Origin of the sequence: Arthrobacter sp. Soil782, from assembly GCF_001428435.1 — a bacterium.
GTDB lineage: Bacteria > Actinomycetota > Actinomycetes > Actinomycetales > Micrococcaceae > Arthrobacter_D > Arthrobacter_D parietis.
The window spans coordinates 1-21,111 of sequence record NZ_LMSO01000009.1 but is presented as its reverse complement, the minus strand read 5'-3'; the positions used below and the strand labels follow the sequence as shown (position 1 = coordinate 21,111).

17 protein-coding genes are annotated in these 21,111 nt (G+C 65.6%); 14 read left to right on the top strand and 3 right to left on the bottom strand.

What is annotated here, in order from left to right; translation table 11 throughout:
• The first annotated feature begins 2 nt into the window (after nt 1-2).
• Nucleotides 3-2,543, top strand: coding sequence for a phenylalanine--tRNA ligase subunit beta (gene pheT, locus ASH00_RS10820; RefSeq protein WP_056548416.1), 2,541 nt, complete (start codon nt 3-5; stop codon nt 2,541-2,543).
• 104 nt (nt 2,544-2,647) lie between these two features.
• On the opposite strand, the gene ASH00_RS10815 is transcribed toward pheT, so the two are convergent.
• On the bottom strand, nt 2,648-3,613 hold the full coding sequence (locus tag ASH00_RS10815) for a quinone oxidoreductase family protein (RefSeq protein WP_056548415.1): 966 nt from the start codon (nt 3,611-3,613) through the stop codon (nt 2,648-2,650).
• A 130-nt stretch (nt 3,614-3,743) separates the two neighbouring features.
• Between ASH00_RS10815 and argC the strand changes: the two genes are divergently transcribed.
• The 10 genes from argC (at nt 3,744) to ASH00_RS10765 (ending at nt 14,268) form a co-directional block, all read left to right on the top strand.
• A complete protein-coding gene (gene argC / locus ASH00_RS10810; RefSeq protein ID WP_056548414.1) occupies nt 3,744-4,775 on the top strand; it encodes an N-acetyl-gamma-glutamyl-phosphate reductase in 1,032 nt (343 codons plus the stop codon).
• Nucleotides 4,772-5,941: a bifunctional glutamate N-acetyltransferase/amino-acid acetyltransferase ArgJ gene (gene argJ, locus ASH00_RS10805; RefSeq protein WP_056548413.1), complete on the top strand. Its 1,170-nt coding sequence runs from the start codon at nt 4,772-4,774 to the stop codon at nt 5,939-5,941. The genes argC and argJ overlap by 4 nt, the downstream gene beginning before the upstream one ends.
• Before the next feature lie 44 nt (nt 5,942-5,985).
• Nucleotides 5,986-6,897, top strand: a complete 912-nt coding sequence (gene argB, locus ASH00_RS10800) for an acetylglutamate kinase (protein ID WP_056549186.1) — start codon at nt 5,986-5,988, stop codon at nt 6,895-6,897.
• A complete protein-coding gene (locus ASH00_RS10795) occupies nt 6,894-8,198 on the top strand; it encodes an acetylornithine transaminase (RefSeq protein WP_056548412.1) in 1,305 nt (434 codons plus the stop codon). The genes argB and ASH00_RS10795 overlap by 4 nt, the downstream gene beginning before the upstream one ends.
• On the top strand, nt 8,195-9,142 hold the full coding sequence (gene argF, locus ASH00_RS10790) for an ornithine carbamoyltransferase (protein ID WP_056548410.1): 948 nt from the start codon (nt 8,195-8,197) through the stop codon (nt 9,140-9,142). The genes ASH00_RS10795 and argF overlap by 4 nt, the downstream gene beginning before the upstream one ends.
• On the top strand, nt 9,139-9,696 hold the full coding sequence (locus tag ASH00_RS10785; RefSeq protein WP_082566058.1) for an arginine repressor: 558 nt from the start codon (nt 9,139-9,141) through the stop codon (nt 9,694-9,696). Before argF ends, ASH00_RS10785 begins: the two co-directional genes overlap by 4 nt.
• A 57-nt stretch (nt 9,697-9,753) precedes the next feature.
• Nucleotides 9,754-10,956, top strand: a complete 1,203-nt coding sequence (locus ASH00_RS10780; protein WP_056548408.1) for an argininosuccinate synthase — start codon at nt 9,754-9,756, stop codon at nt 10,954-10,956.
• A gap of 3 nt (nt 10,957-10,959) precedes the next feature.
• Nucleotides 10,960-12,417 (top strand): argininosuccinate lyase, encoded by a 1,458-nt coding sequence (argH, locus tag ASH00_RS10775; protein ID WP_056548406.1) that lies wholly within the window; start codon nt 10,960-10,962, stop codon nt 12,415-12,417.
• 77 nt (nt 12,418-12,494) lie between these two features.
• Complete coding sequence (locus ASH00_RS10770; RefSeq protein ID WP_235563271.1) at nt 12,495-13,262, top strand: maleylpyruvate isomerase family mycothiol-dependent enzyme; 768 nt, start codon at nt 12,495-12,497, stop codon at nt 13,260-13,262.
• Nucleotides 13,263-13,401: 139 nt separating this feature from the next.
• On the top strand, nt 13,402-14,268 hold the full coding sequence (locus ASH00_RS10765; RefSeq protein WP_056548403.1) for an SRPBCC domain-containing protein: 867 nt from the start codon (nt 13,402-13,404) through the stop codon (nt 14,266-14,268).
• On the opposite strand, the gene ASH00_RS10760 is transcribed toward ASH00_RS10765, so the two are convergent.
• Nucleotides 14,235-14,765, bottom strand: coding sequence for a methylated-DNA--[protein]-cysteine S-methyltransferase (locus ASH00_RS10760; RefSeq protein WP_056548402.1), 531 nt, complete (start codon nt 14,763-14,765; stop codon nt 14,235-14,237). The genes ASH00_RS10765 and ASH00_RS10760 overlap by 34 nt on opposite strands.
• Nucleotides 14,762-16,285: an AlkA N-terminal domain-containing protein gene (locus ASH00_RS10755; protein ID WP_056548400.1), complete on the bottom strand. Its 1,524-nt coding sequence runs from the start codon at nt 16,283-16,285 to the stop codon at nt 14,762-14,764. The genes ASH00_RS10760 and ASH00_RS10755 overlap by 4 nt, the downstream gene beginning before the upstream one ends.
• Before the next feature lie 92 nt (nt 16,286-16,377).
• On the opposite strand from ASH00_RS10755, the gene ASH00_RS10750 reads away from it, so the two are divergent.
• From ASH00_RS10750 to tyrS, 3 genes are read left to right on the top strand one after another with little or no spacing between them, the layout of a single operon-like run.
• The gene (locus tag ASH00_RS10750) at nt 16,378-17,094 is read left to right on the top strand and encodes a DNA-3-methyladenine glycosylase (protein ID WP_082566057.1); all 717 of its coding nucleotides are present in this window, start codon (nt 16,378-16,380) and stop codon (nt 17,092-17,094) included.
• Nucleotides 17,095-17,130: 36 nt separating this feature from the next.
• The gene (locus ASH00_RS10745) at nt 17,131-19,383 is read left to right on the top strand and encodes a HelD family protein (protein ID WP_056548399.1); all 2,253 of its coding nucleotides are present in this window, start codon (nt 17,131-17,133) and stop codon (nt 19,381-19,383) included.
• Between the two features lie 12 nt (nt 19,384-19,395).
• Nucleotides 19,396-20,718, top strand: coding sequence for a tyrosine--tRNA ligase (gene tyrS, locus ASH00_RS10740; RefSeq protein WP_327019690.1), 1,323 nt, complete (start codon nt 19,396-19,398; stop codon nt 20,716-20,718).
• Nucleotides 20,719-21,111 lie beyond the last annotated feature (393 nt).

The window sequence follows — 21,111 nt, the reverse complement described above, 5'->3', positions numbered from 1 at the left end:
CCGTGCGAGTACCACTGTCCTGGCTGCGTGAGTACGCACAGGTTCCTGGCGAGGCATCCGCCGAAGACGTCATGGCCGAACTGGTGAAGGTCGGCCTGGAGGAAGAGGCCGTCCATCGTCCCACCGATACCCTTTCCGGGCCGATCGTGGTGGGACAGGTGCTCTCGGTCGAGAAAGAGCCGCAGACCAACGGTAAGACCATCAACTGGTGCCAGGTCCGTGTGGTGCCCGAGGGCGCTGAGCAGACCCTGACCGCGGACGGTATCGATCCGTCCGGCGTGCAGGGAATTGTGTGCGGCGCACACAACTTCGTCGAAGGTGACAAGGTGGTGGTCACCCTTCCCGGCGCCGTGCTTCCCGGCGATTTCCGCATTGCCGCACGCAAGACCTACGGCCATGTGTCTGCCGGGATGATTGCTTCCGTTCGTGAACTGGGTATCGGTGAGGACCACGACGGCATCCTTGTGTTGTCCACTCTCGGGCTGGACCCGGAGGTCGGATCGGATGCCATGGAGTTATTGGGACTCTATGACCAGGCGGCCGAAATCAATGTGACCCCCGACCGCAGCTACTGCTTCTCGATCCGGGGGATCGCGCGTGAGTACGCCCACGCCACGGGGTCGGCGTTCACCGACCCGGCTGCCGCCGTCGTCGTCGATCCGGCGGACGGCGCAGGGTACCCTGTGCGGCTGGAAGACCAGGCTCCCATTTACGGGAATGCCGGCTGCGACCGTTTCGTGGCCCGCGTGGTGCGCGGGGTGGATGCCACCCGGCCGACGCCGCAGTGGATGGTCTCCCGGCTACGCCTGGCGGGCATCCGATCCATCTCGCTGCCGGTCGACATTTCGAACTACGTCATGCTCGAGCTCGGCCAGCCGACGCACTGCTACGACGTCGCCAAACTCACCGGTGACGTTGTGGTGCGCCGGGCCAACGCCGGCGAAACCATCGTGACCCTCGATGACCGCAAGCGTGAGCTGCACCCTGAGGATCTCCTCATTACTGACGCTTCGGGCGCCATCGGCATCGCCGGCGTCATGGGCGGAGCGGCCACGGAGGTCTCGAACTCCACCACGGAGGTTCTCGTGGAGTCCGCACACTTCGACGAGGTGTCAATCGCCCGCGCACGCCGCCGCCACAAGCTGCCGTCGGAGGCGTCCAAGCGCTTCGAGCGTGGGGTGGATTGGAACGTTGCCGATGTCGCGGCCCAGCGCGTCGTGGACCTGCTCGTGAGGCTTGCCGGCGGTACCGCCGATGAATCGATCACCGACGTCGGAACCGCGCCCCAACCCATCCTGATCGACCTGCCGGCAGGCTATGCCTCGGAACGGATCGGTATGGATTTCGCGCCGGAACAGGTGGTCGGTGCACTCACCGACCTCGGTGCTGATGTGGCGGAGTACGACGGCGGCTGGCAGGTTACCGCCCCCAGCTGGCGTCAGGACCTGACCATCAAAGACGACCTCGCCGAGGAAATTGCCCGGTTGGTGGGCTACGACCAGATCCCGTCCCGGCTGCCGGTCGCTCCTCCCGGGCGCGGCCTCACGCGCACCCAGCAGCAGCGGCGCCGCGTTCTGGCTGCGCTCGCCGGCGCAGGGCTGACCGAAGTGCTGTCCTATCCCTTTGTTTCAATGGAGGCCAACGACACGTTCGGCGCAGCGGAGGGAACGGGGCCCGCCGTCAAGCTGGCCAACCCGTTGAGTGCCGAATTCGGCTACCTGCGGCGCTCCATCCTTCCCGGCCTGATCGAGGTGGCCAAGCGGAACTCCTCGCGCGGCTTCCGCGATCTGGCGCTCTTCGAGGCCGGTTTGGTGTTCCTGCCGCAGGAGACCCTCGGCACCGCAACCATCCCGCCGCTCGGAGCCCTGCCCGACGACGCGACGCTCGAGACGCTGTACAACGGCCTCCCGCTGCAGCCGCTGACTATCGCCGCCGTGTTCTTCGGCAAGGACTCACCGGCTGCAGCCGGCCACTCTCCGCGTGCCTGGGACTGGGCGGACGCCCTCGACACCGTCCGGTTGATGGCTGACGTCGTCGGCGTCGACCTCGTGATTGAACAGGGTGAGCACCGGGCCTTCCATCCCGGACGCACCGCACGCATCAGTCTGCGCAGCGGTGAGGAGCTCGGCTACGCGGGAGAACTGCATCCGAAGCTGGTCGCCGCGCAGGACCTGCCGCCGCGCACGGTTGCACTGGAAATCAACGCAGACCTGCTGTTCGACGCCGCGCCGGACGTCATCGTGGCCCGGCATCTCTCGACCTTCCCCGCGACCACGCAGGACGTAGCCCTTGTGGTGGACGCGGGTCTGCCGGCCGATGAGGTTCTCGCCACGCTGCGCGAAGGCGCCGGTGAACTGCTGGAGGAGGTGCACCTGTTCGATGTGTACTCAGGACAGGGGATTGGCGACGGCAGGAAGTCACTCGCCTTCGGTCTTCGCTTCCGCGCCACCGACCGCACCCTGACCGCAGATGAGGCGAGCGCCGCCCGCGACCAGGCAGTACACCTCGCAGCTGAGCGCCACGGAGCCGTGCAGCGGCGCTGACCCCGTGTTGAATCCCCGCGTTGAATGTGCAGGACACACCCCTTATGGAGAGCCAAAAGGGGTGTGTCCTGACAACTCAACGCCGGGCGGAAGAGCCTGGCGTCTCAGGGGACGAGGAGAAGTTTGCCCGTCGTCCTGCGCGACTGGAGGTCCTCGTGCGCCTGCGCGGCGTCAGCCAACGGGTAACGTGCACCGATCCTTACGGTGAGCGATCCGTCAGCAACCGCGCCGAAGACCTCCCCTGCCCGCCAGCGCCGCTCCTCGGCGGACCGCAGATAGAACGGGAGGCTCGGCCGCGTCACATAGAGCGAACCGGAGCTGTTCAGCCGCTGCAGATTGAAGTCGGGAACCGGCCCGGACGCAGCGCCGAACAGGACCAGCATCCCGCGCACGCGCAGTGACTCCAGCGACCCGTCGAAGGTCGCCTTGCCCACTCCGTCATAGACCACATCCACACCCGCGCCGTCGGTCAGCTCCCGCACCCGCTCCGAGAAGCCCTCGTAGCGAAGTACGACGTCGGCTCCCGCCTCCCGCGCCAGCGCTTCCTTCTCGTCGGTCGAGACGGTGGTGATGACCCGGGCTCCCTTGGCTTTGAGCATCTGCGTCAGCAGGAGTCCCGTTCCGCCGGCCCCCGCGTGGGTCAGCACAGTTTCACCGTGCTGTACCGGGTACGTGGAATTCACCAGGTAGTGCGCCGTCATCCCCTGCAGCGGAAGCGCGGCGGCGGTCTCAAGGTCCACGCCGTCGGGCACCGGCAGTGCCCTGTCCGCATCAACGAGTGTGTAGTCGGCGTAGGACCGGGAACCCTCGGCGAACGCTATCCGGTCGCCAACCGAGAAGCCGTGGGCCTCCGGCCCAGTTCCGATGACTTCGCCGGCTGCCTCACCGCCCGGAATAAACGGATACTCAACGGCATAGATCCCGGCACGCTGGTAGGTCTCGATGAAGTTCACTCCGACGGCCGCGATTCTGACCAGCAGTTGCGAACCGGACGGTGCAGGCCGCTCTATGGACACGGGTTGGAGGACCTCGGGTCCTCCGGCGCGCTCAGCGACAATGGCAATGGGCATGTCAGTGCTTCCTCTCATCCGTGTGCTCTTACTGCGATGCAACCGGGCCCACGGTGATCTCATTCCGGCCTTCGATACCCGTTGCATAAATATGAGCACCAGTGAATAGCTTTGCTGTACGATGAATGGCATGAGTATTTCCGTCGCGGTATCCGGCGCAAGCGGCTATGCCGGAGGCGAGGTCCTGCGCCTGCTTTCGACCCATCCCGAGGTGAGGATAGGCGCGATCACCGCGCACAGCAGTGCCGGCAGCAGGCTGGGCGAGGTGCAGCCGCACCTGCACTCCCTCGCCGGCCGGATCATCGAGGAAACCAATCCCGCCAACCTCGCCGGGCATGACGTCGTCTTTCTCGCCCTGCCCCACGGAGCCAGCGCCGAGGTGGCCGCACAGCTGCCGCCGGAAGTCCTGGTCATCGACGCCGGAGCTGACCACCGGCTCGAAGACGCCGACGCCTGGCACCGCTTCTACGGCTCCGAGCATGCCGGCACCTGGCCCTATGGACTTCCGGAGCTGCCCGGTGCCCGCGACGCGTTGCGGAACGCCCGCCGCATCGCCGTCCCCGGTTGCTACCCGACCAGCGCACTCTTGGCCCTCACCCCGGGATTCGCTGCGGGGCTGCTCCAGCCGGACGACGTCGTCATTGTGTCTGCCTCCGGTGCCTCCGGCGCCGGCAAGGCGCTGAAACCGCATCTGCTCGGCTCAGAGGTGATGGGCGGGATGAGCCCATACGGAGTCGGCGGCAGCCACCGGCACACCCCGGAGGTGGAGCAGGGGCTGGGCTGGGCTGCCGGTGCGCGGGTCACGGTCTCCTTCACACCGACCCTCGCGCCGATGTCACGCGGCATCCTGACGACGGCGACGGCGCGTGTCACCCCCGGTACCACCGCAGAGCAGCTGCGTGAGGCGTGGGAAACCGCGTACGACGACGAACCCTTCGTCACGCTGTTGCCGCTTGGTCAGTGGCCCGCCACCAAATCCGTCCTCGGGTCCAACTTTGCGCAGCTCCAGTTGGCCTTCGACGAGCATGCCGGCCGGGTCGTCGTCAGCTGTGCCATCGACAACCTCACCAAGGGGACTGCCGGTGGTGCGGTGCAGTCTATGAACATTGCCCTCGGTCTGCCGGAGACCACGGGCCTCACCGGATCAGGAGTTGCACCATGAGCGTTACCGAACCGCAGGGATTCCGCGCAGCAGGCGTGGCGGCAGGACTGAAGTCGACCGGGGCGCGGGATGTCGCCGTCGTCATCAATGATGGTCCGCACCACCAGGCAGCGGCGGTCTTCACCTCCAATCGGGTCGCAGCTGCGCCCGTTCACTGGTCGCGTCAGGTGGTCTCGGACGGGCGGGTGGATGCCGTCGTGCTCAATTCCGGTGGTGCAAACGCCTGCACCGGGCCGCAGGGCTTTCAGAACACGCACCGCACCGCGGAGTTCGCGGCGGAGGCGCTTGGCGTCTCAGCCAGCGATGTCTTCGTCTGTTCCACCGGGCTCATCGGAGAACAGCTGCCCATGGAGAAGCTGCTACCCGGAGTCGGCGAGGCGGCGGCGCTCCTGTCCGACGGCGGCGGCCGGGCTGCTGCCGAGGCAATCATGACCACTGACTCGGTGCCCAAGACCGCAACTTACCCCGCCACGCAGGATGAGCCGAGCGAGGGCTACTCCATCGGCGGAATGGCAAAAGGCGCGGGAATGCTTGCGCCGGGCCTCGCCACCATGCTGGTTGTCCTCACCACTGACGCCGTCCTGGACGCTGCAGTCCTCGACGCCGCGCTGCGTGCCGCAACCCGAGTCACCTTTGACCGCGCTGACTCGGACGGTTGCATGTCCACCAACGACACCGTGGTGCTGCTTGCCTCCGGCGCGAGCGGAGTCCGTCCGGATCCGGCCCAGTTCACCGAAGCTCTCACCGGCGTCTGCTCTTCACTGGCTCATCAGCTCATTGAGGATGCGGAAGGAGCGAGCCACACCATCGCGATCCGGACCATTAACGCAGCCACCGAGGAAGACGCCGAAACCGCTGGTCGCGCCGTCGCCCGGTCCAACCTCTTCAAGGCTGCCATTTTCGGCAACGATCCGAACTGGGGCAGGGTCCTGGCGGCTGTCGGCACCACCGACGCCGTTTTTGAGCCCGATCGCCTCGATGTAGCGATCAACGGGGTGCAGATCTGCCGCGACGGCGGAATCGGTGAACCACGTGAACTGGTCGACCTGACCGCGCGCCTGGTCACCGTCGAGATCAACCTCAACGCCGGCTCCGAATCGGCCACAATCTGGACCAATGATCTCACGCATGACTATGTGCATGAGAACTCGGCCTACTCGAGCTGAACTTGCGAGATGCTGACGCAGAAGACGCTGAGTCAAAGGACAAAATGAACACTCTCAACGCCGCCCAGGACAAGGCGGCAACCCTGATCGAGGCGCTGCCCTGGATCCAGCGGTTCGCCGGCACCACCATGGTCATCAAGTACGGCGGCAACGCCATGGTCAACGATGAGCTGCGCCGCGCCTTCGCCGAGGACATCGTGTTCCTCCACCACGCCGGGGTGCGCCCCGTCGTGGTGCATGGCGGCGGCCCCCAGATCAACGGGATGCTGGACCGGCTCGGCATCACTTCCGAATTCAAGGGCGGCCTGCGCGTCACCACCCCGGAAGCCATGGACGTTGTCCGCATGGTGCTGACCGGCCAGGTAAGCCGGGAGCTGGTCGGCCTCATCAACTCCCATGGGCCCTATGCCGTTGGTCTTTCCGGTGAGGACGGCGGCCTGCTCCGGGCCGTCCGCACCGGCACCGTGGTTGACGGCGAGGAAGTGGACCTCGGGCTGGTCGGCGAAGTGGTCGGAGTCAACCCGGCCGCCATCCTCGACATCCTCGAAGCAGGCCGCATCCCGGTCATCTCCACGGTGGCACCGGAGATCGACTCCATGGGCAACGGAACGGGACAGGTCCTCAACGTCAATGCCGACACCGCCGCCGCAGCGCTCGCCGAAGCGCTCGGTGCGTCAAAGCTCGTCATCCTGACCGACGTCGAAGGTCTCTACTCCAACTGGCCGGACCGCACCAGCCTCATTTCCTCACTGACCGCAGCCGATCTGCGCGGTCTCCTGCCCGAACTCGAATCGGGGATGATCCCCAAAATGACCGCCTGCCTCAAGGCCGTGGACGGGGGAGTGGAGCGGGCGCACATCGTCGACGGACGATTGCCGCACTCGATGCTGCTTGAGATTTTCACGACCGCCGGAATAGGCACACAGGTAGTGCCGGACGAGGACGGAGCACTGTGACCGAGGAAACCGCCCTGGAACCCGCATCGGCAGCGACGCTGGTTGATACTGCACAGGGGAAAGAGTGGCTGCAGCGCTATTCGAACGCCGTCCTCGGGGTTTTCGGCACGCCGCAGCGCGTCCTGGTGCGCGGAGCTGGCTGCCACGTCTGGGATGCCGACGGCAAGCAATACCTCGACCTCCTCGGCGGAATCGCCGTCAACGCGCTGGGGCACGCCCATCCCTTTGTCACATCGGTGATCTCCTCCCAGTTGGCCACCCTCGGCCATGTCTCGAACTTCTTCACCAGCCCCACCCAAGTGGCGCTCGCCGAGAAGCTCCTGTCTTTGGCCGGTGCCGGCGAGGGGTCGAAGGTATTCTTCGCGAACTCCGGTACGGAGGCGGTCGAAGCGGCCTTCAAGCTCGCCCGCCGCAACAACACATCGCTGCAGGATTCGCACCCGCGCACCCGGATTCTTGCGCTTGAGGGCGGCTTCCACGGCCGCACCATGGGCGCTCTGGCGCTGACCGCGAAGCAGGCCTACCGCGAACCGTTCGAGCCGCTGCCCGGCGGCGTCGAGCATCTGCCGTGCAATGACATCGCGGCGCTGGAGGCCGCGCTCGATGAGTCTGTTGCCGCCGTCGTCCTCGAACCCATCCAGGGCGAGGCGGGCGTGCGTCCGCTCAGTATCAGCTATCTGCAGAAGGCACGCGAACTGACCACGAAAGTCGGCGCGCTACTGATCCTCGACGAGGTACAGACGGGCGTGGGGCGCACCGGGCGCTGGTTCGCGCACCAGGCCAGCGGTATCACCCCTGATGCCATGACCCTGGCCAAAGGACTGGGCGGCGGTTTCCCCATCGGTGCGCTGGTGACATTCGGCAGCGAGGTGTCCTCGCTGCTCACGCCGGGCCAGCACGGAACGACCTTCGGCGGGAATCCAGTCGCGACGGCCGCTGCGCTGGCCACCCTGCACGCGCTTGAGGCAGGTTCGGTGCTGCAGAACGCGAACGACGTCGGCAGCTACCTTCGTAGCAAGCTGGCCGGCGTGAGCGGGGTGAGCGAGGTCCGCGGAGAGGGCCTGCTGATCGGTTTCGACCTCGACGGCGACTACGCCCCGGACGCCGTCACGGAGGCCCTTACCCAGAGGTTCATCATCAACGCTCCCACGCCGCACACACTCCGGCTCGCGCCGCCGTTGATCCTGACGCGCACCCAGGCACAGAGCTTCCTCGATGCACTGCCGGCGATCCTCGAGACGGCACGAAACAGCGGTGCAGCCGGAAACAACGCAGCCCAGACCACGGAGGCATCCGAATGACCCGCCACTTCCTACTCGACACCGACCTCACCCAGGGTGAACAAAACGAGGTCCTCGAGCTCGCGCTTGAACTGAAGAAGGCACCGTACTCGAACTCCGCCTATGCCGGTGATGGATCGGGACGCAAGACCGTCGCCGTGATCTTCGACAAGACCTCCACCCGGACCCGCGTGTCCTTTGCCACGGGGATCGCGGACCTCGGCGGGGTGCCGCTCATCATCGGTGCTGGCGAGTCGCAGCTCGGTCACAAGGAATCCATCGCTGACACGGCCAGGGTCCTTGAGCGGATGGTTTCCACCATCGTCTGGCGCACCTATGCGCAGGCCGGGCTCGAGGAGATGGCCGCGGCATCCTCCGTGCCCGTCATCAACGCGCTCTCCGATGACTACCACCCGTGCCAGCTGCTCGCCGACCTGCTGACCGTCCGGGAACACAAGGGCGCGCTGGCAGGCCTCACGCTCGCGTACTTCGGTGATGCCGCGAACAACATGGCGAACTCCTACCTGCTCGCCGGGGTTACCGCCGGTATGCACGTACGCATTGCGGGTCCCGAGGGCTACCTGCCGGAACAACACATTGTCGACGCCGCCAACAAGCGCGCCACGGAAACCGGCGGCTCGGTGCTGATCACCACGAATGCAGGCGAGGCAGCAACCGGGGCCGATGTCCTTGCAACCGACACCTGGGTCTCCATGGGGCAGGAGATCGAGGACGACGCCGCGAAGACTGCGAGATTCGAGCTGTTCCGTCCGTACGCCCTTGATGAGGCGCTGCTGGCGCAGGCGGCGGCCGACGCCGTCGTCCTCCACTGCCTGCCGGCTTATCGCGGCTACGAGATTTCCGCCGGGGTCATCGACGGGCCGCAGTCCGTTGTGTGGGACGAGGCGGAGAACCGGCTACATGCGCAGAAGGCGCTTATGGTGTGGCTCATGGAGCGCTCGTGACTACTGCGGCGTCACCAGGTCAATCGGCCGGCCAGCCTCCTGGTCAGCCGACTGGTCAGCCAACGACGAAGATCGCCCGCCAGGCCCGGATTACTGCCCTGCTCACCGCGCAGTCGGTGCGGTCCCAGTCTGAACTGGCCGAACTGCTTGCGGATGACGGTCTGCAGGTGGCGCAGGCCACGCTGTCCCGTGACCTCGTCGAGCTGGGAGCCGTGCGCGTCCGCGGTAAGGACGGCGCACTGGTGTACGCCGTGCCCGGTGAAGGCGGCGGGCGGGCACCGCAGAGCGGCGTCACGCAGGAAATCCTGGACAGCAGGTTGTCCCGGCTGTGCGGGGAGCTTCTCGTGACGGCCGAGGCGTCCGGGAACCTGGTGGTCCTGCGTACGCCGCCGGGAGCCGCGAACTTCCTGGCGCTGGCCATCGACCATTCGGTCATGCCGTCGGTGCTCGGTACGATCGCCGGAGACGACACGATTCTGCTGGTCAGCCGCGATCCTTCCGGCGGCGCCGAGGTGGCTGCCCGATTCCTGCAGTTCGCGCACGAAGCGTCCTGAACACCAGATTTTCTCCACATCACCGAAATACCCCAACACACAAGAGGAGCTACCCAAGTGACTGAACGCATTGTCCTCGCCTACTCAGGCGGACTGGATACGTCGGTGGCCATCGGCTGGATCGCCGAGGCAACCGGAGCAGAAGTGGTGGCTGTCGCCGTCGACGTCGGACAGGGCGGGGAATCGCTCGAGACCATTCGCCAGCGCGCACTGGGCTGCGGCGCCGTGGAAGCCTACGTTGCGGACGCACGTGATGAGTTCGCCAACGAGTACTGCATGCCCACGCTGCGTGCGAACGCCCTGTATATGGACGCCTATCCGCTGGTCTCCGCCATCTCCCGGCCGGTGATCGTCAAGCACCTCGTCGCCGCGGCGCGTGAGTTCGGCGCCTCCACCGTTGCGCACGGCTGCACCGGCAAGGGTAACGACCAGGTCCGGTTCGAGGTCGGCATCCAGACCCTCGGCCCGGATCTGAAGTGCATCGCACCCGTCCGTGACCTCGCACTCACCCGCGACAAGGCCATCGCCTTCGCTGAGGAGAAAGGCCTGCCGATCGAGACCACCAAGAAGAACCCATTCTCGATCGACCAGAACGTCTGGGGACGCGCCGTCGAAACAGGCTTCCTCGAGGACATCTGGAACGGCCCCACCAAGGATGTCTACGACTACACCGATTCGCCCGAGTTCTCACCGGCGGCCGATGAGGTGGTCATCTCCTTCCGCGAGGGCATTCCGGTGGCGATTGACGGCCACGCCGTCACGCCGCTGCAGGCCATCGAGGAACTGAACCGCCGCGCGGGCGCACAGGGCGTAGGCCGGATCGACATCGTCGAAGACCGCCTGGTGGGTATCAAGAGCCGCGAGATCTACGAGGCGCCCGGAGCCATGGCCCTGATCACCGCCCATCGCGAGCTGGAGAACGTCACGGTTGAACGCGAGCAGGCCCGGTTCAAGAAGACCGTTGACCAGCGCTGGACCGAGCTGGTGTATGACGGCCAGTGGTTCTCCCCGCTGAAGCGCTCGCTGGAAACCTTCATCGACGATACCCAGCGCTACGTGTCCGGCGACGTGCGGATGGAGCTGCACGGCGGGCGGGCAACCGTCACCGGGCGCCGGTCCGACGTCGGCCTCTACGACTTCAACCTTGCCACCTACGACACGGGAGACACCTTCGACCAATCGATGGCCCGCGGCTTCATCGAAATCTTCGGGCTGTCCTCCAAGGTGGCCTCAGGCCGCGATCAGCGCGCAGGAAGCTGAACGGTGACGGAGGCACACGGTACTGCCGCACACGGTACTGCCGCACACGGGACGAACGAAGGGTCGCTATGGGGCGGCCGGTTTTCCGGCGGTCCCGCGGACGCCCTCGCCGCGCTGAGCAAGTCGACGCATTTCGACTGGCGACTCGCCCGTCATGACATCGCCGGCTCACGTGCGCACGCCCGTGTCCTGCACCGCGCCGGCCTGCTCGACGACGGCGAGCTGGCCGGCATGCTGGCCGCCCTGGATACGCTCGACGACGACGTCCGCACCGGCGCGTACGTGCCGGCGGACTCCGACGAGGACGTGCACGGTTCGCTTGAGCGGGGCCTGATCGAGCGGGCGGGGCCGGCCCTCGGCGGCAAGCTCCGTGCCGGCCGCTCCCGCAACGACCAGGTGGCCACGCTCGGCCGGATGTACCTGCGGGAACACGCCCGCATCATTGCCGGCGGCGTCCTCGCCACGATTGACGCACTGGTCGAACAGGCTCAGGAGCATCTGGAGGTGCCGATGCCGGGCCGTACCCACCTTCAGCACGCGCAGCCGGTGCTCCTAAGCCACCACCTGCTCGCCCACGCCTGGGCTCTGCTGCGCGATGTGCAGCGGCTCCAGGATTGGGACCGCCGGGCGGCGGTCTCGCCGTACGGCTCCGGCGCGCTCGCGGGATCGTCGCTCGGCCTTGACCCGGAGGCGGTCGCTGCCGAGCTGGGGTTCGATTCGGCGACGCATAATTCGATCGACGGCACTGCGGCGCGGGACGTGTATGCGGAGTTTGCCTGGGTGGCCTCAATGATCGGAGTTGACCTCTCGCGCATCAGCGAGGAGGTCATCATCTGGGCAACCAAGGAATTCTCCTTCGTCACGCTGCATGACTCCTTCTCCACCGGTTCATCGATCATGCCGCAGAAGAAGAACCCCGATGTGGCCGAGCTTGCCCGCGGCAAGGCAGGCCGGCTCATCGGTAACCTGACCGGGTTGCTGGCAACGCTCAAGGGACTGCCACTGGCGTACAACAGGGATCTGCAGGAGGACAAGGAGCCGGTGTTCGACGCCGTCGACACCCTCGAGGTGCTGTTGCCTGCCGTCTCGGGCATGATCGCGACGCTGACGTTCCACACCCAACGGATGGCCTCGCTTGCGCCGCTCGGATTCGCTCTCGCCACGGACGTGGCTGAATGGCTGGTTCGCCAGGGTGTGCCGTTCCGGGAGGCGCATGAGCTCTCCGGCGAAGCGGTCAAGCTGGCTGAAAGCCGCGGCGTCGAACTGTGGGACCTGACCGATGCGGACTACGCCGGCATTTCCGCGCAGCTGACGCCGGGTGTCCGGGAGGTACTGACCGTCGAAGGGTCGCTGAACAGCCGCGACTCACAGGGCGGAACCGCCCCGGCCGCAGTACGCCGCCAGCTGGATGAACTGGCCGAGCAGGTGGCGCAGGCGCGATCGGCGCCGGCGTTGTCCTAGCTCCAGATACAGGCACAGCGCTGGAAGTTGCGGGTATCCTCGGGACACACCACCCGATCCCGATCCCGAGGATGTCCGTGAACACGTCACAGCCGGAAGCACCCCAGCACGATCCCCGGAGACTTCCGGGACTCCTTGCCGACGCGGGCCGGGAACTGCTGGCAACAGCGGCCGGGCTCAGCGACGTCGCCCTCGCGGAACCGTCTGACCTCCCGGGCTGGAATCGCGCCTTCGTCATCGCCCACGTCGAGGGCGTGTGCCGGGCGATGACGCGTCAGCTCGAATTCGCTGCCCGCGGTGAAACCGTCGATTTTTACGACGACGGGCACGACGGCCGCAACCGGGACATCGAGCGGCGGGCACAGCGCGCTGCAGAAGAGCAACTTAACACCCTGACCGACGCCGTCAGCACCGCCGTGGCGGTGTTTGCCGGCGTGACCGGCAGCGAGTGGGACAGTCGTATTTCCTACCGGGACGGCACCGTACGCGACGGCGCGCTCGCGCTCTGGCGGGAATTGGTCATTCACGCCTCCGATCTCGGCCTCCGACGCACCTCCCTCGACTGGGACAGCGCCTTCTGCCACTACCTTTTCGAGTTCCTCACAGCACGGGTTCCCGCAGGCACCGCACTCAAGCTTCAGCCGCTGGGGGAGCAACCACGCACCCTCCTCAACGGTTCGGGAACCCCCGCACGCACTGTCGTCGTCACCGGCCTCCTGCAGGACATCGCCGCCTGGCTGGCAGGTCGGAAGCCGCTGGGCGGGCTGAACACGACCGCCGCGGCGGACGGCGTTGACCTTCCAGAGCTGCTGCCCTGGCCGTCAGCCATGGCGCCGCGTGGCTGAGGACTACGCTGCACGTCGCAGCGTCTGAAAGATTCGGATCTGCGCCGCGCAACTCTTATCAGGCGCACGGCACTGCGCTAAGTTGGGAAGCACGCGAGCAGAACTACCGCAGGTTCAGGACGAGGTAAAGGCAGACGCCATGACGTCGGATGTTGATCGATCAGCGGCTCATCCCGTGGTGCCGCGTGGCCGCATCGAGCGTTTGAGCGGCGGCTACGTGCTCGCCTTCGACCGCCAGTTCGATTACCCGCGCTCATACATCTGGAACCTGCTGACGGACCCGGGCAAGGTGCGCCTATGGCTGGGAGAACTGGCCGGCCACTGGGAACTGGGGAAGGAATACTCGCTGGATATGGGTGGCGGGGTCACCACGGGTACGGTATTGCAGCTCAATCCGCCCACCAGTCTCCAGATCACCTGGGATGATGCACTGGGTCTCGAATCGATCCTTGAATGGCGCGTGCTTGAGTGCAGGGGCGGCGCCCTGCTGCAGCTGCGCGCACGCTCCGAGACACCGGACTTCCTGACCGAGGGAGCAGCCGGCTGGCAACAGATCCTCGCCGCGCTGGAGGACGTCGCCGCCGGCCGGGAACCGGCGCCCGATGGAGGTTGGGCGGCCCTGCGGGACGCCTATGCCGAAGAGTTCAACGTGTCCAACACCATGGGATGGGTGGAAACGGACGACGGCGTCACCATGGTCCATTTCGACCGTCGCCTCCCTTCCACCCTGCCGCTCGTAAAGGATGCGCTCACTGCGGATCCCGAACAACAGCCGAGGGTTGAGCAGGCTGAGGTCGATTTCACTGCGGACGGCGGCAGTACCCGGGTGGCCGTCCGGCACGTCGTGGAGGGCCAGGACGAAGCTCCCGCCCTGCTGGCTCAGTGGCACGCCCATCTGGATGCTGTCGCGGTGTCGGTGGACGGCGACCAGCCGCATACCAGCATGCGCAAGTTGCACGCGCTCGAAGATTTCTACCGTGCAACGCTTACCGGGTCAGCGGACTGAGAGGCTGTTTTCTCGCGGGCCAGCAGGCTGGTCTTGACTGCAACGCCCCAGCGGAAGCCGCCGAGACTGCCGTCCGTCCGGATCACTCGATGGCACGGAACAAACAGCGCAGCAGCGTTGAAGGCGCAGGCTCCGGCGGCGGCACGGATGGCGGCGGGCCGGCCGGCCAGCCGGGCATACTCCGAATAGGTCACAGGCCTTCCGGGGGCAACGGTGCGCAGCACGTCCCAGGCGTGGTTACGGAAAGGTCCTGACAGCTGATGCACCCGTACCCTCTCGATGGCGGCGAGGTCGCCGTCGTAATAGGCTGACACGGCGTCCGTGATGGACGCGAGACTTCGTACAGACTGAACAGGTTCCGCCCTGAGGGTTGGGTGAATCTGACCCGTTAACTCGGAGAGCTCAGCGGTCCAGCCGGAGGCCAGGACTGCACCGTCCCGTTCCACGACCGTAAACGGCCCGTCGGGAGTGGGAACGGTGGTGGTCTGGGTGGTCATGATGCCAGCGCCTTTCTCGGGGTATCGGGTGCTACCTGGGTTTGTGATTGCTGATCAGCGGCGAGCGGTTTCTCGGAGGCGAGGCGCCAGAGGTGCATGGTCGCGTAGGAACGCCAGGGACTGAACTGTTCACACCAGGCGGTTGTTTCCCGCGGATCGGCGGTGCGTCCGGATAACCGGGCGAAACCTGTGCGGACCGCGGCGTCGTTGTCCAGATGGATATCTGTAGCACCAAGTACCCGCATGGCGGCGTAGCGGACAGTCCACGGCCCGATTCCCGGCAACGGCAGGAGCTTCTCCGCCAGTTCACCGGGTGTGTCAGCCACGCCGATCCTCAAGCTGCCGTCGGCCAGGGCCGCTGAGACGGCAAGCAGACTCGAGCGGCGCCGCGCCGGTCCCTTCAGCAGCGGGCCCGCCCCATCGGCCAGGGCAGCAGCGGTGGGAAACAGCCGGGTATGACCGGGACGGCCGAGCCTGGAGGGCTCGCCGAGCACGCTGAGAGTGTCCAGGATACCGGTGGCGGCCGCTACGGTGATCTGCTGGCCAACCATGGCGCGGATCAGGATCTCCTGCGGATCCACGGCACCCGGCAGGCGAATCCCCGGATATTGCTGCACGCGGGTTTCCAGGATCTGGTCTGCCGAGAGGATATCGTCGATGGCCGCGGGATCAGCGTCCAGATCGAACAGGCGTCGGATGCGGGACAGCAGGATGGGCAGGTCCTTCAACTGCTCCACCGTCACGGAGACATCGAGTCCGCGCGGTCCTGGTTCGGCCTTGAACCAACCCTCGCCGCCGGGCAGGCGCAGCAGGCGGGCATAACTTGCCGGATCACCCTGCTCAACACCGTTGACGGCGCGGGCGCGCAGGAAGGAGAAGATGCCGTCGTCGTAGGGCATGCGCGCGGGCAGTGTCAGGCTGAGGGACGTCGGGGAGCCGGCCGCCGTCGATGCATGGGAAAGAGTACGGCTGCGGTGCCGCAGCTGCGAGGGGGAGAGGTCGTAGATCTCCTGGACCGTCTCATTGAACTGGCGGATGCTGTTGAATCCGGAGGCGAAGGCTACGTCGGAAAGCGCCAGATCGGTGGCGGTGAGCAGTGTCCGCGCCGTTYGTGCTCGGGTGGCGCGCGCGAGCGCGAGCGGGCCGGCACCCAGCTCGTGGTGGAGGATCCGGCCAAGCTGGCGGGTTGAGTAGCCGAGCCGCAGCGCCAGCCCCGGAACGCCGACGCGGTCAATCTCGCCGTCGGAAATCAGCCTCATTGCCCGCGCAGCGATATCCGAGCGCAGGTTCCACGCTGGCGTACCGGGCACCGCTTCGGGCAGGCATCGCTTGCAGGCACGGTATCCGGCCTCGTGTGCCGCCGCAGAGGTCGGATAAAAGCTGACGTTGGCCGGTTTCGGAGTGCGTGCAGGGCAGGACGGGCGGCAGTAGATCTTCGTCGTCGCCACTGCGGTGACAAATTGCCCGTCAAACCGGGTGTCCCGCGATTCGATCGCCCGGTACTGCTGCCAGAAATCCATGAGTCCATCCTCGCAGGCGGACGAGTGTGCTGCTAGCGGAAATCGGACATGACCGTGCAGGCTGAGTCCCTGCGTCTTGATACGGTCTTTCCGTGGATCCAGCTCTCCAGCGCACCCGGCTTGCGCACCCGGCCATCGAGGTTGCACCGCTCCTGCTGGGCGCGCACCTGACCCATGACGACGGCGCGGAGCCGGTCACGGTGCGCATCACCGAGGTGGAAGCCTATATGGGGTCAGAAGACCCGGGCTCCCATGCATTCCGCGGACAGACGGCCCGTAACGCGACAATGTTCGGTGAAGCGGGGCACCTGTACGTGTACTTCACCTATGGCATGCACTATTGCGCCAACGTGGTCTGTGGGTGGCCAGGCAATGCCACCGGACTGCTCCTGCGCGCAGGGGAGATCGTCGGCGGAGTGGACGCGGCCCGGCGCCGTCGGGGCAACCCCCGCCTGGACCGGGACCTTGCGCGCGGTCCGGCGCGCCTGGCGCAGGCCCTCGGGATCGACCGGGAGCTGGACGGAACGGATGTTTTCTCTGACCGGCTCCAGCTCACTTTGCCGGACCATCCTGCAGACCCCCTGCGTCTTCAGACGGGCCCGCGCGTCGGCGTGAGTGGACCCGGTGGATCACCGGCCTACCCCTGGCGCTACTGGCTGGCCGGGGACCCGAGCGTCTCCGTGTACCGGCCGGCCGCCAAGCCCCGAGGCGCCCGGAGGGCGGCTGATCCCGCACGGAGAACCGCATCGGGCGAAACATCCGGCAGCGTGCATAGCGGCATAAAGGAAATTCGCGCCGAAGGGGGATAGAATTGACGGTCCGCCTTGGCGAGAGGGAAACGCGCAATGCATGAAATGTCAGTAGCCCGGAACGAGCTGGACCACGAGCGGGGTTATGTGGCCGGCCTGTATCAACGGCTTGATGAACTGCGGGCCGAAAAGCAGCGCCAGCTCGATCAGGTGCGCCGGACAACATCGGCCGGATCGCATCAGAACCGGTCCGAGCGCGATGCGTTCGCCACCATGTACGAGGACCGCCTCGCCCAGTTGAATGCGGTCGATGACCGGTTGGTGTTCGGGCGTCTCGATCTGGACAGCGGTGATGAGCGCTACATAGGCCGCATCGGTCTGTCCTCCGAGGATCTGCAGCAGCTCATGGTGGACTGGCGTGCACCGGAAGCGGGTACCTTCTACCAGGCCACAGCTTTCGAGCGGATGGGCGTCCGCCGCCGTCGTCACCTGATCCTTTCCCAACGGGACGTCGTCGCTGTGGAAGATGATGTCCTCGACGCTTCCATGCTTACTGACGCCGACTCGCTGCAGGGGGAGGGAGCGCTGCTGGCCGCACTGAATTCGCGGCGCACCGGGCAGATGTCGGACATCGTCGGAACTATCCAGTCCGAGCAGGACCGCATCATCCGCGCGCCGCTGCCGGGCGTCGTCGTCGTACAGGGCGGTCCGGGTACAGGCAAGACGGCCGTCGCCCTGCACCGGGCTGCCTACCTGCTGTACACACACCGGGAGCGGCTCAAATCTGCCGGAGTGCTGCTGGTCGGTCCTACCAATGCCTTCATGAAGTACATCGAGCGCGTGCTGCCCTCGCTGGGTGAAACCGGAGTGGTGATGGCGAGCATCGGCAGCCTGATGCCGGGGATTCAGGCTGTTCAGGAGCAGTCAGAAGAGACGGCAGAGCTCAAGGGCAGGCTGGACATGGCCGGCGTCATCAAGCAGGCTGTGGCCAACCGGCAGCGCATACCGGCTGAGAACCGAAAGCTCAACGTCGAGGGGACCACCCTGACCCTCACTCCCCGGCAGGTCCGCCGGGCGCGGGACCGCGCCCGCGCCACCGGGAAACCGCACAATGAGGCGCGTACTACGTTCGTGAAGATCATGTTGCGCGAGCTCACCGAGCAGCTGACTGAGCAGCTCGAAGAATCCTCGGGTGCCGGAAACACCGCGGACCGCTCATATCTCACCGAGGACGTACGGACCTCGCGGGACGTGCGGATCGCGCTCAATCTCGCCTGGATGCCCATGACGCCGGAGAAACTCCTGCGGGACCTTTACGCCAAGCCTGCCCAGCTCGAGGCCGCCGCACCCCACTTGAGCGATGCCGAGCTGGAGCTGCTCCACCGAACGGAAGACGCGCCATGGACGGAAGCGGACGTCCCTCTCCTCGATGAGGCTGCGGAACTGCTGGGTGAGCTTGATGCGTCCGCAGGACGCAACGCCGCGGAACAGGAACAGGAACGACGCCGGGACCTAGCAAACGCCGAGCGCGCCCTGGAGAACGTCAGCGGCACACTTGAGGACGCCGGCATTGACGGCATGCTCAGTGCCGCACAACTCGCGGAGCACAACACGGTTGCGGAATCGCGGCTGACGGCTGCCGAGCGTGCATCCGGTGACCGCACATGGGCGTATGGGCACATCGTAGTGGATGAAGCGCAGGAGCTTTCGCCGATGCAGTGGAGGCTGCTCATGCGCAAATGCCCTCTCAAGTCCTTCACGATTGTCGGTGACATTGCCCAAACCAGCTCCATCGCCGGTTCCCACTCGTGGCAGCAGGCACTCGAGCCGTTCGTGGGGGAGCGGTGGCAGCTTGAGGAACTGACGGTCAACTACCGGACGCCGGCACAGATTGCCGAGGCGGCAGTACGCATGGCTAATGCCGCAGGCCTCGTCGTGTCTGCCCCGAAGGCGGTCCGCGAAGGGCGGTGGGATCCGGTGATCGACAAGGTTTCGGAGCTCGAACCGGCGTTACTGTCTGCCTTGCCGGAGGAACTGGATGCCATTTCCGATGGTCTTCTTGCCGTCATCGCGCCTGCGCGCATCGTCGAGCAGGTCCGGGCCGCCGTCACGGCGGCGTACGGCAGCCGGGTCGGCAGGGGCGCAGGCGGGCTGGGCCAGGACATCGTGGTCACCACACCACGCGAGGCAAAGGGCCTGGAGTTTGACGGCGTAGTGGTCCTGGAACCGGCCGAGATGCTGAAGCAGGAAGCCGTCCGGGTAGGGGACCTGTACGTCGCAATGACCAGGCCGACCCAGCGTCTCCGCCTCATTTCGACGGGCGAAATTCCGGAGGGCATTGAGGGCTGATATTTTGAAGCAGTGCAACAACCTACCGAAGCCGCGCACGCGGTCGTGAACCAGCAGCAAAACGACAGCTCCTTCGAGAACCTCTGGCAGGAGCTGAAGTGGCGCGGGCTGATCCACGTTTCCACTGATGAGGCGGAGTTGGAGAAACTTCTCGCCGGCGAACCCATCACGTACTACTGCGGTTTTGACCCCACGGCTCCGAGCCTGCATCTGGGAAACCTCGTCCAGTTGCTGACAATGCGCCGGCTTCAGCTTGCCGGTCACAGGCCGATTGGCCTGGTCGGTGGATCCACGGGGCTGGTGGGAGACCCCAGGCCGTCCGCTGAGCGCACCATGAACACCAAGGAAACCGTTGCAGAGTGGGTCGGATACCTACAGGGGCAGGTGCAGCGGTTCCTGAGCTTCGAGGGCGACAACGCCGCCCGAATGGTCAATAACCTCGACTGGACTGCGCCAATGAGCGCAATCGATTTCCTGCGCGAGGTCGGCAAGCACTTCCGCGTCGGCACCATGGTCAAGAAGGAAACAGTTGCCAAGCGTCTGCACTCCGAGGAAGGCATCAGTTACGCGGAGTTCAGCTACCAGGTGCTGCAGGGCATGGATTACCTGCATCTCTTCCGCGACCACCAGTGTGTACTGCAGACCGGCGGGTCTGATCAGTGGGGCAACCTGACCAGTGGTACGGAACTCATCCGCAAGGTGGAGGGTAAGACCGTCCACGCAATCGGAACCCCCCTGATCACCAACTCGGATGGCACCAAGTTCGGCAAGAGCGAGGGCAATGCCGTTTGGCTGGACCCGGAAATGACCACACCGTACGCGATGTACCAGTTCTGGCTGAACACGTCGGATGCAGATGTCATCGACCGGCTGAAGGTCTTCACCTTCCGAAGCCGTGCGGACATCGATCAGCTGGCGGAATCCGTGGCCGACCGACCGCACCTGCGTGAGGCGCAGCGCGCCCTCGCGTTCGACGTCACTTCACTGGTTCACAGTGTCGAGGCAACAAACAAGGTGATTGCTGCCTCTGCGGCACTGTTCGGTCAGGGCGACCTGACCGAGCTGGACGAGGTCACTCTTCGCGCTGCAACCGCTGAGCTGCCAACCGCAAAGGTCGACGGCGGCGGGCTTGGCATCATCGATCTCCTCGTGAGCAGCGGGCTGTCTCCCAGCAATTCCGCAGCCCGCCGAACCGTCACTGAAGGCGGTGCCTACGTGAACAACGAAAAGGTGTCCGATCCTGACGCCACCGTCCATCCGCAGCAGCTGTTGCACGGTCGGTTCCTGCTGCTCCGTCGCGGAAAGCGGACACTCGCAACCGTCGAAGTCAGCTAATTCCCGCCGGTTTCCCGCTCGTCAGAAGGCGATTTGCAAGGGGCCGGCAGGCCGTGTAATGTTTTCTGAGTCGCCGCCGCTGAGTGGTGACAAACCCCCTCCTAAAACCGAATGGTTCGGGCGTGCGCTGAGCGTGAAAGCCCAAAGCCAGGCAGTTTGTGGTGGGCGGATTCGAATTGTTCGGTCGAATTCCGGCAAATAAGCCGATTTGACAGAAACAATTCGGATGAAATAGATTTAGTAACACCGCAGCACGGAAATGTAAATGAAAACTTTACAAACTATGTGAATTGCTTCTGTTGTTTGAGAACTCAATAGTGTGCCATGTTTGTTGATACCGATTGTTTTTTGATTGGTTGATTTGCTGGTCATCTCATCCCGTGGGGTGGCTGG